Origin of the sequence: Candidatus Defluviibacterium haderslevense (assembly GCA_016712225.1) — a bacterium.
Classification (GTDB): domain Bacteria; phylum Bacteroidota; class Bacteroidia; order Chitinophagales; family Saprospiraceae; genus Vicinibacter; species Vicinibacter haderslevensis.
The window spans coordinates 4217760-4231689 of the sequence record JADJRL010000003.1 but is presented as its reverse complement, the minus strand read 5'-3'; the positions used below and the strand labels follow the sequence as shown (position 1 = coordinate 4231689).

The following is a 13930-nucleotide window of genomic DNA, read 5'->3' as shown; positions in this document are numbered from 1 at the left end:
ATGAATTTAATTTTTATTTACTCAAAACCTATCATTATGACATCAAAATGGATACAATGTATTGTTTTATTTCTATTTATTTCTTTGAATGCTTTTAGTCAAATTACCTCTACTGAAGGATTTGAATCTAATAATTATCCCCCGGCAGGATGGAGTATTAAGGTAAATATTCCTGTTCCTGGTACTAATGTCTGGATAAGACAACCAGCCCCAACGACCAACCCAGTTACTACAGCTCATGGGGGTTCAGTGGTCTCTCGTTTTAGAAGTAGAAACGTAGCTGCCGGAACTAAACAATATTTAATTTCAAGACCAATCGATTATACCTCAAGAGATACACATTCAGCGAAGTTAGAATTTTATATGTATCGAGATAGTCTTTTCAAAGCCAATGTTGATAGTTTAACAGTTTGGGTGAGTCTTTTGGATTCTATTAATGCTGATGCAGTAAAACTAGGGACTGTAGCACGTAACCGTGGCATTGCAATACCTGATACCCAATCAGTAAATGCTTGGTATCATTTTTCTTATGATGTTCCTGATACTTTTACAGGAGCGCCCATTTACTTTATTTTTGAGGGAACCAGCCAAACGATTGTAGCTGGTCAGGGTTCAAACATGTATATTGACGATGTTTCTTTTGACGAATTTCCCCCTCTTTGTACTGGTCTCCCTGATGTTGGAGTAATAATTAACAATAATTCACTCATCTGTAATGGTGGTGGAAAAGCTACATTGCATCTCAGTAACCCAATTGATAGTTTTTCTGGTATAATCTATACCTGGGAAGAAACCAATGACACAACAGGTACCTGGACCTCAGTTGGTACCAATTCCAGTACATTGAACATACCGTCGATAACAGCTACGACATATTACAGATGTAATGTGCTGTGTACTAACTCTTCACTGTCTTATACAACACCGATTGATAGCATTATTGTGTTGGCTAATTTGTCTCCTGTTGTTTCTGTTACTCCTCGGACAGCATTCTTTTGTGCGGGCGGAAACGGCGTGCAATTAATTGCTACGGGAGCTCAATTCTATACTTGGTCTCCAACGACTGGACTAAGTGATTTTAACAAAGACACGGTAAATGCTGCACCTGCAATGAGTACACAGTATATTGTAACGGGTATTGATTCCTTTGGATGTAAAGATACTGCTGTTGCGAATGTTGCTGTAAATCCACTTCCTACCACCAATATTACTGCAAATCCAAATGACACTGTTTGTTTTGGAACCAAAGTAATCTTAACTGCTATTCCTTTTGGTGGTGGAGGAAATATTTATATGTGGAGCAATGGAGTAACTTCCAGAACGGATACTTTAATCGCTAGTCAAGATTCAATTTTATCAGTGAATGTAACGAGCGCAGCAGGATGTAGTAAAGCAGATACTATATCCATAGTTGTTTTGCCGCTTACAGTTTCAAATTTTGGATATTCGAATACCGTAAATACGTTTGATTTTCAAGATAGCTCAGTTGCTGTTGCAACTTGGAGCTGGGATTTTGGGGATGGAGATACCAGTAATTTACAAAATCCAACACACACTTATGATACACCTGGTATTTATAAAGTTACTCTGGTGATTAAAGGGCTTTATTGTAATAATGATACCATTTCTAAATTAGTAATGAGTGGACCTATTTGTCTTGATATTCCTGATGTTGGCCATATACTGAATTCAAATCCTATCGTATGTGAGGGTTCAAATATTACTTTGAATTTATCGGCACCCATTATTGGTTTGTCAGGTATTACCTATTCTTGGGAAAGGTCAGATACGGATTCCGGACCATGGCTCCCTATTGGTACGAATTCAATAAGCCTAGATGTTAGTTCATTATCAGCTACAACTTATTTTAGATGCCACACCAGTTGTGCATTTTCATCATTATCCTATACCACTCCGATTGATAGTATTATTGTTCTGCCAAATCCAATGGTTAGTACAAGTCCTTCAAGTGGATCCTTTTGTAAAGGTTCAGCAGGATTGACAGTGATTGCTTCTGGTGCAAATAGCTACTCGTGGACGCCATCCTCAGGATTGAGTGCAACAGTAGGAGATACAGTAGTTGCTACACCGGATTCAAGTATGATTTACATCATCACCGGAACTGGATTAAATGGATGTGTTGACACAGCTCATGTAAATATTACTGTGAGTCCGCTGCCGGCAACCAACATTACAGCATTTCCTAATGATACGATTTGTAATGGAACTCAAATCATTCTATCTGCACTTCCAGTTGGAGGTAATGGAAACACTTATTTATGGAGTAATGGAATTAGGTCTCGGAGAGATACAATTACACCCATATCAGCCGATACTACTTTTTCGGTTGTTGTAACGAATAATGCGGGTTGTACCAAGGCGGATACTATTTCTATTAGTACTTTAATTGCTGATTTTACTTATACCAATGTATTAAATACGTTTACTTTTACAGATGTTACGGTCCATGGAATTACATGGAGTTGGGAATTTGGAGATGGCAATATGAGTGCTTTGCAAAATCCTGTACATACTTTTCTTGTTCCAGGTACCTATACTGTGAAATTAATTGTAGCTAATGGTATTTGTAATGACACCATATCAAAAATGATTCGCGTTTCCCTTGATGGTGCTCATGATATCACAGGTAGCTTAAAACTGAAGTATTATCCGAATCCAGTGCATCATCAATTATACATTGAAGTAGAAGATCAGTTAATTGATAAAGTTATAATTAATAATCACATAGGTCAAAAAGTATTGAGTTATTCAAACGTAACAAAGAAAAATATGATTTCCTTTTCTACGGAATCACTTTCTAATGGAATGTATTTTACGGAATTATTGGTAAATGGCAATCGTTATATTTTTAAATTTGTAAAAGAATAGTAAGTTATAATTACACTTCAAAAGCAATTTTAAACTGAAATTCAAAAGTATCAAATTAGGCTAATTTTTTAAGCATCGCAGTTGACTTCTGCGATGCTTTTTTATTTTTATGCGAGAGCTATTCAAATTCCCGTCAGAAATACAATTTCTTTGCAGCAAGAATTATTATTTTTACTTAATATGATTTAGTGTTGCTAACTTTTAAAGAGTAATGATCCCAATGAATCATTAATTTTTGAATCGTTGTGACTGAATTAAGCATAATTCAGTCAATTGGTTGACGCAATTTTAATGAATTCCGTCAATTTAGTGACGGAATTCATTAAAAACACCTATTTATTGATCTTAACATCATTTCATTTGGTAATCGAAAGAGCATTTGAACAACCATAGCAAATCGAAATAGCTCATTCATAATTATTACAAGAGAAAATTATTTGGATTTTATAATTTAGTCGATTGATGTTTTAACTTTTATCTATTTATGCTTATATGTTTGTGCCGAATTAGTTATTTATGAATTTGATGATTAATATTTAATATCAGCGCAAATTATTTACTATGTGTGAATCTTACAATTCTCTTCCCGAATTATGTATGGTTTTCTCAAAATTCAAAAGGTATGTTTGCAGGATAATGATAAAATAGTAAAAGGTTTCCATCTAAATAGTTTTAAAAATTGTCATTAATATATGGGAAAACATATTCTAAAAATAGTTTCAATAAATAATGTTACACACGATGTGTTGCGAATGACCACCGACAAACCAGTAGGATTTGATTTTGTTCCGGGGCAGGCTGCCAATATTTCAATTAATAAAAGTGGTTGGTTAAATGAAGTAAGACCCTTTACATTTACGAACTTGCCAAATAAACATACTTTAGAGTTTACAATTAAGATTTATCCCAAACATAAAGGCGTTACTCAAGAGTTATTGAATTTACGAAGTGATGATGAGTTGGTTTTGCATAATGTTTTTGGGGCAATTACTTATAAAGGCGAAGGTGTATTTATAGCTGGAGGGGCAGGTGTTACTCCTTTTATTTCCATTTTTAGAAACCTTAAAGATATAAATGAGATCGGAAATAATAGGCTAGTATTTGCTAACAAAACCAAAGATGATATTATTCTTGAGGATCAATTTAAAGTTTTGCTTGGTGATGCTTTTATAAATATTTTGTCTGATGAACATGTTGATGGCTACTCCTTTGGAAGAATTACGGAAGAATTTCTGAAAGAGCGTGTGAATCATTTCAATCAATATTTTTATATATGTGGTCCCCCTAAAATGATTGAAGATGTAGAACATCAATTAATTCATTTGGGTGTGACAAGGAAACACATTTTAAAAGAAAAATTCTAAATTTAATAAATCATGTTAATAGAAAGAAGAGGTTTCAATTTAAACACTACGGTGAATGATTTTAATTTATTTTATGATGATTTAGGGGAGGGTCACATACCAATTATTTTTTTGCATGGTTATCCATTTGATAAATCAATGTGGCAAGCACAGCTCGAATTTTTTAAACCTTCAAATCGAGTAATTGCCTGTGACATTAGAGGGTTTGGTAAATCTAAAGATGAAAATTCACATTTAAGTATAGATTTGTTTACCGAAGATTTAATGGAGTTTATGAATCATTTAAGTATTGATAAAGCGATACTTTGTGGTTTGTCTATGGGGGGATATATTGCCTTGAATGCCATGAAAAAGTTTCCTGATCGCTTTGAAGCTTTAATATTATGTGACACGCAGTGTATTGCAGATACTGTAGATGTAAAAGAAAAAAGATATAAGCTTATTGATGAAATATTAGTTCAGGGAGCGACTAAATTCAATGACGCATTTATTAAGAGTGTTTTTCATACTGATTCTTTAAGCAATAAAAAAGAATTGGTTGATAGCTTAAGTACTGTAGTTAAATCCAATTCACAACACATTATAACGATGGGACTTACGGCTCTTGCTGAGCGTTCTGAGACATGTTCCGAGCTACATAAGATCATTGTTCCGACCTTAATAATTTGCGGTCGTGAAGATGCTGTAACTCCGTTAACTCAATCTGAATTTATGAATGAACATATTAAAGGATCAATACTTAAGATTATTGAAAGCGCTGGGCATGTATCTAATCTTGAACAACCTGTTGAATTTAACAAAAATATTCATGACTTCATGATGACTTTATAAGATCTCAAAGATCCACACTAAATGGAATTCCGGTGGGTGGTTCTTTTTAAGTACTCAATATCGTTGCTTATTGGAATTTGTTGAGGACATACATTTTCAAATGCAATTCTAAGCAGTTGTATTCAAAAAAATCTATTTTACTAAGGTTACATTTCCACGTTCAACATGCTTGTTTTTCAAAAGATCTGTCCATTCTACGATATAAACAAAAACATCTGGATTTAATGGTAGATTTCGAGAATATCCATTCCATCCAAAAGTTGGATCATTAGGTGGAAAATGGGATTTCTGAAAAAGTTTTTCGCCCCAGCGATCATAAATGCTAAATTGATCTATAATTTTTATTTCTGGACTAGAAAAGATGATTTCAAGGTCATTAATTCCATCTCCGTTTGGTGAAAAAACATTAGGGATAAATACATTTCCACTTCGTTTGATATTTAAAAGTAAAATTCTTATGGAATCACAACCTTCAATGGTTGTGAAGAATTCCTCATGTATTCCAGATTCATAATAAGTTTCCTTATTAACCGGCCAAATATAATTTTCTATAGCCTCGATGGTATCATATAACACGAACGATTGATCAATCTTTAGATATAATTGATCAATAGAATCACATCCGAATTGTGTTTGTAAATATCTTGTGAAAAGACCGCTATGAGTATATGTTATTCCATTAACCGGCCAAATATAAGAATCACAATTTTGAGTAGTGTCAATATTCAAATAGCTAGGATGAATGTATAGATATAAGGTCAGTATAGAATCACATCCTTCTGTAGTTGTGTTCTGAATATAGTAAGTGCCACTCTTTGTGTAAGTTATACCATTGATCCATTCATAACGATCACAAGCAGTCATGGTTTGTGAATGAAATGATCCTTTGTGAATGCTTAAGTTTAATATAAAAACAGAATCACAACCGGATATACTTTTTAAATGTTTCGAGTAGATACCGCTTTGCGTATAGGTCTGACCATCAATGGGCCAAGTGTATCGATCACAAGTTGTAATGTCTGAAGAAAATTGGTAAGTCTTATTTAAGGTTAATTGCAATGATAGTATTGAATCACAACCTAAGCTATTGGAAAGGGTATCAGAATAAAAACCACTTTCAATATATGTTTGTTTATTAACAGGCCATAAATATGAATTGCATTGTACTATGTTTGTATGTTGAAAATGTGTAGGAATGATAGTCAACCTGATAGTCAGAATGGAATCACAACCCAATACATTGACAAGTGTATCTGAATAAATGCCATTTTGTGTGTATGTTATACCATTTACAGGCCAAAAATATGAATCACAAGTTTGGATGATTGATTCTGTATTTTGTACAGTTGAAATATTTAGGTCAAGTGAGTATATGGAATCACAACCAAAGATATTAGAAAAAGTGTCATTATATATTCCGCTTTGTGTGTATGTCCTGCCATTAACCGGCCAGGTATATGATTCACACATTTGTATTTTTTCAACATGAAAGAAAGAAGGTGTTATCTTTAAATCCAAATTAAGTATAGAGTCACAACCAACGGAATTAATTAATGTATCAGAATATAGACCACTATAAATATAACTTTTTCCGGTAACCGGCCATATATACATTTCACAAGATTGGATTTGTTGTATTTGTGTGGTGCTCGATAAAATATTGAGATTGAGTTGAATGAACGAGTCACATCCATATACATTTTGTAAATGGGAAAAGTATAATCCATTTTTAGTGTAGGTTTGTCCATTTGCTGACCAGGTATAGGCATTGCAAATCGTTTTTGAAATGTATGTGGTGTCTTGATATTGTTTGGGTATCAAAGAAATTGAAAAGACTTCACTACAGCCGTAAAAATCAGATATTTCTACATTGTAAGTTCCTTCTGAAAGTCCAGTTACTATGGAATCAAAACTTTGAATAGGAGGTAGCCAATTGAATTTATAAGGTCCCATGCCTCCTCTTACTTGAAGATAAATGCTCCCATTTAAAGCATTAGGACAATCGGGTTGATTTATAACAAGACTGATATCCGGTTTTTGTAAATTAATGGAAATAGCATCAAGAAAGTTACCTACTGTGGCACCTCCGGCCGCGCTTACTGATTTAAATCGGAGCGTATAGTCGGTACTTCCTGTTTTTGGAAAAGTATAATTTACGGTATTATAAACCCAAGCATTGTTATCTGCAGTAAAGTTACCTAGATTTTGATAAGGCCCTCCAATAGGACCTATTTCAACACTCATAACATCAATCCCGGCTCTGCCGCGATGCGCGAATTTAATTTCAACGCTGCTTCCCAATGATGCTGAAAAATTTTGAAAAAGCGTAGACACCATATTGGCATTTAATTCTGCGAATTGATTTCCGGAAAAGGCAGGCACACCACCAAATCCGCTTCCCCAAATTTCAATTTGTTGATCAGAAGCTGTTGTGTTCCAGCATGAGACTAAATCTTGATGAAAAAAACCAAATTGTCCTGCATTTACAAATTTGTCATCTTCAAAGTCAGTGTTACATAAAAACGTACAAGGATTCAATGAAGGAGTAATATGGTTAGCATTTGCCACGTTCACAATCACCAAGGCAAAACATGAATAACTGATAAAATAACAAAAGATAATAGTTTTGATATTCATTTACTTCAATGTCCAATTGAAAGGATAAAAATACTCAAAAATTGAACTAATTAAGATATATAAATTTCCTATTTAATATTGGATTTCCATCAGCAAACCCAACTTACATTTGAATTATCACGGATCTGAGTTCTTTTGGTATCTAGTTATTTGAATATGCCTTAATTTATTGAAGCATCATTGTTATGTAAAACAATGATTCGAAATTCGAATTTTTATCTATTTTGGCATGTAAATATAGTCATATTCTAAATATAGAATTATAATTAAGTTAGCGATCAAATACAGTGAACTAGAGAATATTTTTCAATATTTCGGTCGATTTTCTGTCAGTAGTGAGATTAAGCACAAGTGGCTTATCTATCCTTAGACTCGTTACGAATTGCAGTTTGAGTGATTAAAGCTTTTGTAACAAATATGAATGATTGAAATTAATGAAGGGAATTTTATGACATATAAGGTATTGCGGGTATAACTTAATTTAATTTTTTCTAAAAATTTTATAATCTGCAATAAAGGTTCCAAAAGGTATTAACGAAGCGAATAGCGCCCAAAAGGTTATAGAGAGATGCCACTGGCGTTCCGATTTGACTATTAAAACCCAAATGCAGTACGCAATGAATAATATTCCATGAATAGTACCAATAATTAAGTTAGGCATGGGTAGGCTGTATATATATTTTAATGGCATTCCTATGCCAAGCAGTGCAATGTAACTAAGACCCTCCGAGAACCCAAGTAATCGAAGTCGAGTTAATTGTGTTTGATTCATATTGATTTTGATAATGTTGATATTAAATATGTTGATTACAACATGTAACTAGTTTTAATGTTTAATTGGAAGGATAGATCGGGTTTTAACTAGTGATGCTTTTGGTGCATTATTTTTTCAGTATATGCTAGTGCTATTGATGAAATTAGGAATACAACATGTATGATAATTTGTAAGGTAACTTGTTCCAAGTTTTTATTTTCAATGTTAATAAAGATTTGTAGTAAATGAATCCCAGAAACACCGACTAAAGAACCTGATAGTTTAACTTTTAATGTACCTGCATCAACTTTATTTAACCACTCTGGTTTATCAACTTCTTTTTCTAAATCCAGCCTGCTTACAAAAGTAGCATATCCCCCGATGATCACCATAATTAATAAATTGGCCACCATGGTTATGTCAACTAATGTTAAGATGCCTAGCATTAATGCGGTTTCTGTGATTTCTTCAATATGAACTATCAGATGAATTAATTCAACAAGAAACTTGTAAGTGTATAAGATACCACCAATGATGAGTCCAGCATAAAGGGGTGCTTGAAGCCATCTACTTGCAAAAATTATTTTTTCTAATGTGGTTTCGAGTTTGTTGCTCATGATGTTTTTGGTTTTAATTGATGATATGCTTTAATTAATATAATGCTTGTTAATATTACAATTGCGATTATAATATATTCTATATATTCAATAAGTTGTGGAAATTGATTGCCAAGGAAATAGCCCAAAGGAATTAACGTCCATACCCAAAGCACTGCACCCAGAATATTGTAGCCATTGAATTTCCAAAAGGGAATCTCTATGATTCCCGCAAATATTGGGGCAAATGTTCTGACTATTGGAAGAAATCTGCCGGTAACTAATGATAATCCGCCATATTTATTATAGAAATTTCTAGTAGTTTCTAAATGTTGTTGTTTGAAGAAGATGGAGTTGTTCTTCGTGAATAATTTTTTTCCTACATATTTTCCTGTACTATAACCAATAACATTACCAATAAAAGCTGCTAGGGTTGCAGATATAAGCAGTATAAACAGATTTACATCCAAATCTTTAGTTCCGCACAGCAGTCCTGCAGTAAATAACAGTGGATCTCCGGGAAGGAAAAACCCGAAAAAGAAACCAGTTTCAATGGTTATAATAATTAATAGTATACTAAGTCCACCATAATGGATTAGCTTTTCAGTGTCTGTTAATAAACTTAAATATTCAAGCATAGTTAGGCGTTTGGTGTTGATGTTTTATTATTGTTGGCTGGTATGAGCAATGACGCAAGAACACTTATTACTAATATACTAAGCACTGAAATAAGCGCATACATAATAGGAATTTTATAAACATCAGCTAACACCATTTTAAGTCCTATGAAGATGAGAATGCCGGCCAAGCCGTAATGGAGGAATCGAAACAATTTGATGATTCCTGCTAATGAAAAAAACAAGGATCTCAATCCTAGAATTGCAAAGGCATTTGATGTGAAGACTATAAAAGTATCTGTTGTAATTGCGAGAATGGCAGGAACAGAATCTACTGCAAAAATCACATCCGTGGTTTCGACTAAAATAAGAACCAAAAATAGGGGCGTAGCAAACCATTTTCCTGCTTGTTTTATAAAGAATTTACTACCTTCATTGTGATGAGCCACAGGAAAAAAGCGTTTGAAGAGATTGAGTATGGGATTTTTTTCTGGTTCTAATTTTTTATCGGATTGAAATAACATTTTTATTCCAGAAATGACCAATATACCTCCGAATAAATAAATCATCCAATGAAATTGATTGAGTAGAGCCACACCTGCAAAAATGAAGATAGCACGAAATATTAACGCACCTATTATACCCCAAAACAAAATTTTGTGTTGATATTTTGTAGGGACATGGAAATAGCCAAATATAAGAATAAACACAAATAAGTTATCTACACTTAAGGAAAGCTCAATGAGATAGCCTGTGAGAAATTCAACAGCCTTATCGGGTCCTTTCCATTGGTAGACGATCAGGTTGAAAATCATGGCTAATCCAATCCAAACTGTTGTCCAGAGTAATGATTTTTTAAAAGAAACATCTTGTGATTTTTTATTGAATAGTCCTAAGTCAAGGGCTAACATAGCTGCCATAAAGAGGAGAAAAAGTATCCAAAATATTGGTTCTGTGGTCATGTAAAGTTGATTATATCTTAATAATGTCGCAAAGATAGTAATATTATCTCAAATAATAGTATTACTATTACGTTAAATATTTATACTTTTGTAAAAATTTAACAAAAAAGCCTTATAGTACTTATGGATCTATCCATTCAAATTAAACTTAACAATAAACTTTTCCTGAGGAATCCGGAAGATACTGAGTTAGGAAGAGATATTCTAAAATTCAGTATAGTTCTTATTCATAGATTGGGTGTAGAGCATTTTACTTTTAAAAAGCTTGCTGAAGAAATAGGAACTACTGAAGCCAGTGTATATCGGTATTTTGAAAACAAGCATTTGCTTTTAGTGTATTTGGTCTCATGGTATTGGACATGGCTGGAATATCAAATCGTTTTTCAAACCAATAATATCATAAATCCTCACCAAAAGTTAAAAAAAATGATCCAAATTATTGGGTCTCATGTTGTTGATGACCAAAGTACAGCACATATCAATGAGTATTTATTGTACGAAATAGTCATGTCTGAAGGAATTAAAGCTTATATGACAAAGCACGTGAAAAGCGATAACGCGCACCAATTTTTTAAACCGTATAAAGATTTATGCAATCGAATTGCTGAGGTCATGTTATCATGCAACCCAAATTACAAATATCCTCATTCTTTGACAAGTACACTCATTGAATCAGCACATATTCAAAATTATTTTAGAATAAACCTGCCTTCATTAACTGATTTTGATCAACCAAATGATGCAACTCTAGTTATTGATTTTTTGGAAGATTTAGTGTTTAGAGCATTATTTGGATAAGTTTCATGACAAGCGTGTAAAGGAATCTTAGATACTTGAATATCTAAATATTATCTAAATTTGATGTAATGCAAACCAAACTTTATGAATTTCTTATATTATAGAATGAATTCCTTGATGTTTAAAACAAAGATTTTAATATTAGTATTTTTTTTTATTAGTATTCATATTGATTTGTTGCTTTCTCAGTCTCATTTTCTAGGTAGAATAGTTGATGATGCCAATCAATTTATTCCTTATGCTAAAGTTTCTTGGTTGGGTACAAATGTTCAGGAGGTAACGGATGTTAAGGGTGTGTTTTCTATTTCATATCCACCCGATACTTCGATGCTTTCGTATGTAATTGTTGTTTCTTATTTGGATCTTTTGGATACATTTGAATTTGATGATCTGCATTCATTTTGGACATTTCATTTAAATGCAAATGTGACCTTACAAGAAGTTACTATTTATGATAATAAAATTGGAGCTTATGTTTCTAGTCTTCAGCCTATCAAAACCGAAGTTATCAATAGAAATGAATTGAGAAAGGCTGCATGCTGTGATTTGGCCGGATGTTTTGAAACACAAAGTACGGTACAACCCCAAACCACGAACATCTTAACTAATACGAAAGAGCTTCGCATTCTTGGATTAAGTGGAGTGTATAATCAAGTTTTGGTAGATGGAATTCCAACTATACTTGGTTTAACTTATACTTATGGCATAAGTGCAATTCCTGGAAGCATAGTTGAAAATATTTGGGTTGTTAAAGGTGCCAATAGTGTGTTGCAAGGGTATGAGAATATGGTTGGACAAATTACGATATTTCCTCGTGAAGGCGGCACCGCTGAGCCGTTTACTGCTGATCTTTTAATCAATAGTTTTGGTGAGAAACATGTTAATGTCGGAGTTTCCATTTCAAATAACAGTTGGACAAATTATCTGGCAATCCATAGTTCTCAACCAGCTAATAAGATAGATAAAGATGATAATGATTTTTTAGATTTACCCTTACTAACTAGATATTCAATATATAATAAGTGGCGTTTTAGAAAGGAAAATGAAAATGGCTTTAGTACGTTTGTAGGATTTAGATTGGTAGATGAAAAACGTATTGGTGGACAATTATTCTATGACCCTGAATTAGATAGAGGAAGTACCAAGGCTTATGGTTTAATTACTCAATTTTTACAAACAGATATTTATACAAAGTCCGGTTATCGATTCAATGAGAATAAAAAAATTGTTTTGTACTTGAGTAGGGTTGTACATAATCAACAATCTTGGTTTGGGGTCGTGCGGTATCAGCCAAAACAAATTCATCAATATGCAAACCTGCAATATGAATATTTTTATGGCTCAAATAAGCGACAAGATTTAAAAGTAGGCACATCATTTAGATACATTGATGCAAAAGAAATCATATCTTTTTCATCGGATACAATTGATCGATCGTATAATGGTGTATATATTAAAAAGGAAATAATTCCTGGGGTATTTATTGAAAATATATTCAATTCAAAAAATTCAAAATTTACGGCAATTACAGGAATTAGAATGGATCATCTCAATCACAGGACATGGTATTTAACACCTCGAATTTTGCTCAAATATACTCCTGATAATAAGACAGATATTCGAGCATCTATAGGGACTGGATGGCGAACAGTAAGTTTGTTTGCGGAAAATATTAATGTATTAACCAGTAATCGAAATATTGTATTCAAAGAAACATTGAACCCTGAAAAATCAGTGAATTTGGGTTTGAGTGTTAATCAAAAATGGAAGATTGGAAAACTTGACTTTTCAGGTTCTGTTGATTTTTATCATACACAATTTCAAAATCAATTTTTTCCTGATTATGATACTAAACCTGACGTTGTCACCATTGCTAATTTTACGGGACCTTCAATTTCAAACGCTTTTCAAAGTGAAATATCATCAGAGCTAAATGATATGTTAAGTTTTAAGATTGCATACAACGCATTAGATGTTTATAGAAAAATCGAAGATCAGAAATTTGTATTGCCTTTTAATGCAAAACATCGTTTTTTATTAGTGTTGAGTTTCAAATCCAAATTACCACTGTGGCAAGTTGACTTAAATGTTCATACCTATGGTAAACAAAGATTACCTGAATCCAAATCTTTGCCATTTGAATTTCAGCAAATGGAATACTCTGATCCATTTTCAATTGTCAGTATACAGTACACACATAGTTTTAAAAATATTGAGGGTTTTGTTGGTTGTGAAAATATATTTGACTTCCGACAACAACATCCTATTATTGATCACCAAAGACCTTTTGGAAAATATTTTGATACTTCATTTGCATGGGGACCAACACGAGGAAGAGAGTTATATGTTGGCCTTAGGTTCAAAATTTTGAAGTAAGTGGGTTGATTAAATAAAAGTGTAACTTAATATTACTGATTTTTTGCAATCCAAAAATAATTTTTTAAATACAAAAAGCAAACAATTCAAACCTAACTGTCTGACA

General features: G+C 32.9%; 10 protein-coding genes. 5 read left to right on the top strand and 5 right to left on the bottom strand.

Annotation, left to right across the window (positions count from 1 at the left end; all coding sequences use genetic code 11):
• Positions 1 to 36: 36 nt before the first annotated feature.
• The 3 genes from IPK88_16595 to IPK88_16585 all read left to right on the top strand — a co-directional run bounded on the left by IPK88_16595 (position 37) and on the right by IPK88_16585 (position 5084).
• Positions 37 to 2889: a PKD domain-containing protein gene (locus IPK88_16595; GenBank protein ID MBK8245047.1), complete on the top strand. Its 2853-nt coding sequence runs from the start codon at positions 37 to 39 to the stop codon at positions 2887 to 2889.
• A 692-nt stretch (positions 2890 to 3581) separates the two neighbouring features.
• Positions 3582 to 4253 (top strand): flavodoxin reductase, encoded by a 672-nt coding sequence (locus tag IPK88_16590; protein MBK8245046.1) that lies wholly within the window; start codon positions 3582 to 3584, stop codon positions 4251 to 4253.
• An 18-nt stretch (positions 4254 to 4271) separates the two neighbouring features.
• Positions 4272 to 5084, top strand: a complete 813-nt coding sequence (locus IPK88_16585) for an alpha/beta hydrolase (GenBank protein MBK8245045.1) — start codon at positions 4272 to 4274, stop codon at positions 5082 to 5084.
• A gap of 132 nt (positions 5085 to 5216) precedes the next feature.
• On the opposite strand, the gene IPK88_16580 is transcribed toward IPK88_16585, so the two are convergent.
• From IPK88_16580 to IPK88_16560, 5 genes are all read right to left on the bottom strand, one after another.
• On the bottom strand, positions 5217 to 7721 hold the full coding sequence (locus IPK88_16580; protein ID MBK8245044.1) for a gliding motility-associated C-terminal domain-containing protein: 2505 nt from the start codon (positions 7719 to 7721) through the stop codon (positions 5217 to 5219).
• A gap of 481 nt (positions 7722 to 8202) precedes the next feature.
• Positions 8203 to 8493, bottom strand: coding sequence for a DUF3817 domain-containing protein (locus IPK88_16575; protein MBK8245043.1), 291 nt, complete (start codon positions 8491 to 8493; stop codon positions 8203 to 8205).
• A gap of 89 nt (positions 8494 to 8582) precedes the next feature.
• Positions 8583 to 9092 (bottom strand): TIGR00645 family protein, encoded by a 510-nt coding sequence (locus IPK88_16570; protein MBK8245042.1) that lies wholly within the window; start codon positions 9090 to 9092, stop codon positions 8583 to 8585.
• Positions 9089 to 9709 (bottom strand): VTT domain-containing protein, encoded by a 621-nt coding sequence (locus IPK88_16565; protein ID MBK8245041.1) that lies wholly within the window; start codon positions 9707 to 9709, stop codon positions 9089 to 9091. Before IPK88_16565 ends, IPK88_16570 begins: the two co-directional genes overlap by 4 nt.
• A gap of 2 nt (positions 9710 to 9711) precedes the next feature.
• On the bottom strand, positions 9712 to 10650 hold the full coding sequence (locus IPK88_16560; GenBank protein ID MBK8245040.1) for a TerC family protein: 939 nt from the start codon (positions 10648 to 10650) through the stop codon (positions 9712 to 9714).
• 123 nt (positions 10651 to 10773) lie between these two features.
• On the opposite strand from IPK88_16560, the gene IPK88_16555 reads away from it, so the two are divergent.
• Entirely contained in the window at positions 10774 to 11448 is a 675-nt protein-coding gene (locus IPK88_16555; protein ID MBK8245039.1) for a TetR/AcrR family transcriptional regulator, read from the top strand.
• Positions 11449 to 11532: 84 nt separating this feature from the next.
• The gene (locus IPK88_16550) at positions 11533 to 13824 is read left to right on the top strand and encodes a TonB-dependent receptor plug domain-containing protein (protein MBK8245038.1); all 2292 of its coding nucleotides are present in this window, start codon (positions 11533 to 11535) and stop codon (positions 13822 to 13824) included.
• The last annotated feature ends 106 nt before the right edge of the window (positions 13825 to 13930 follow it).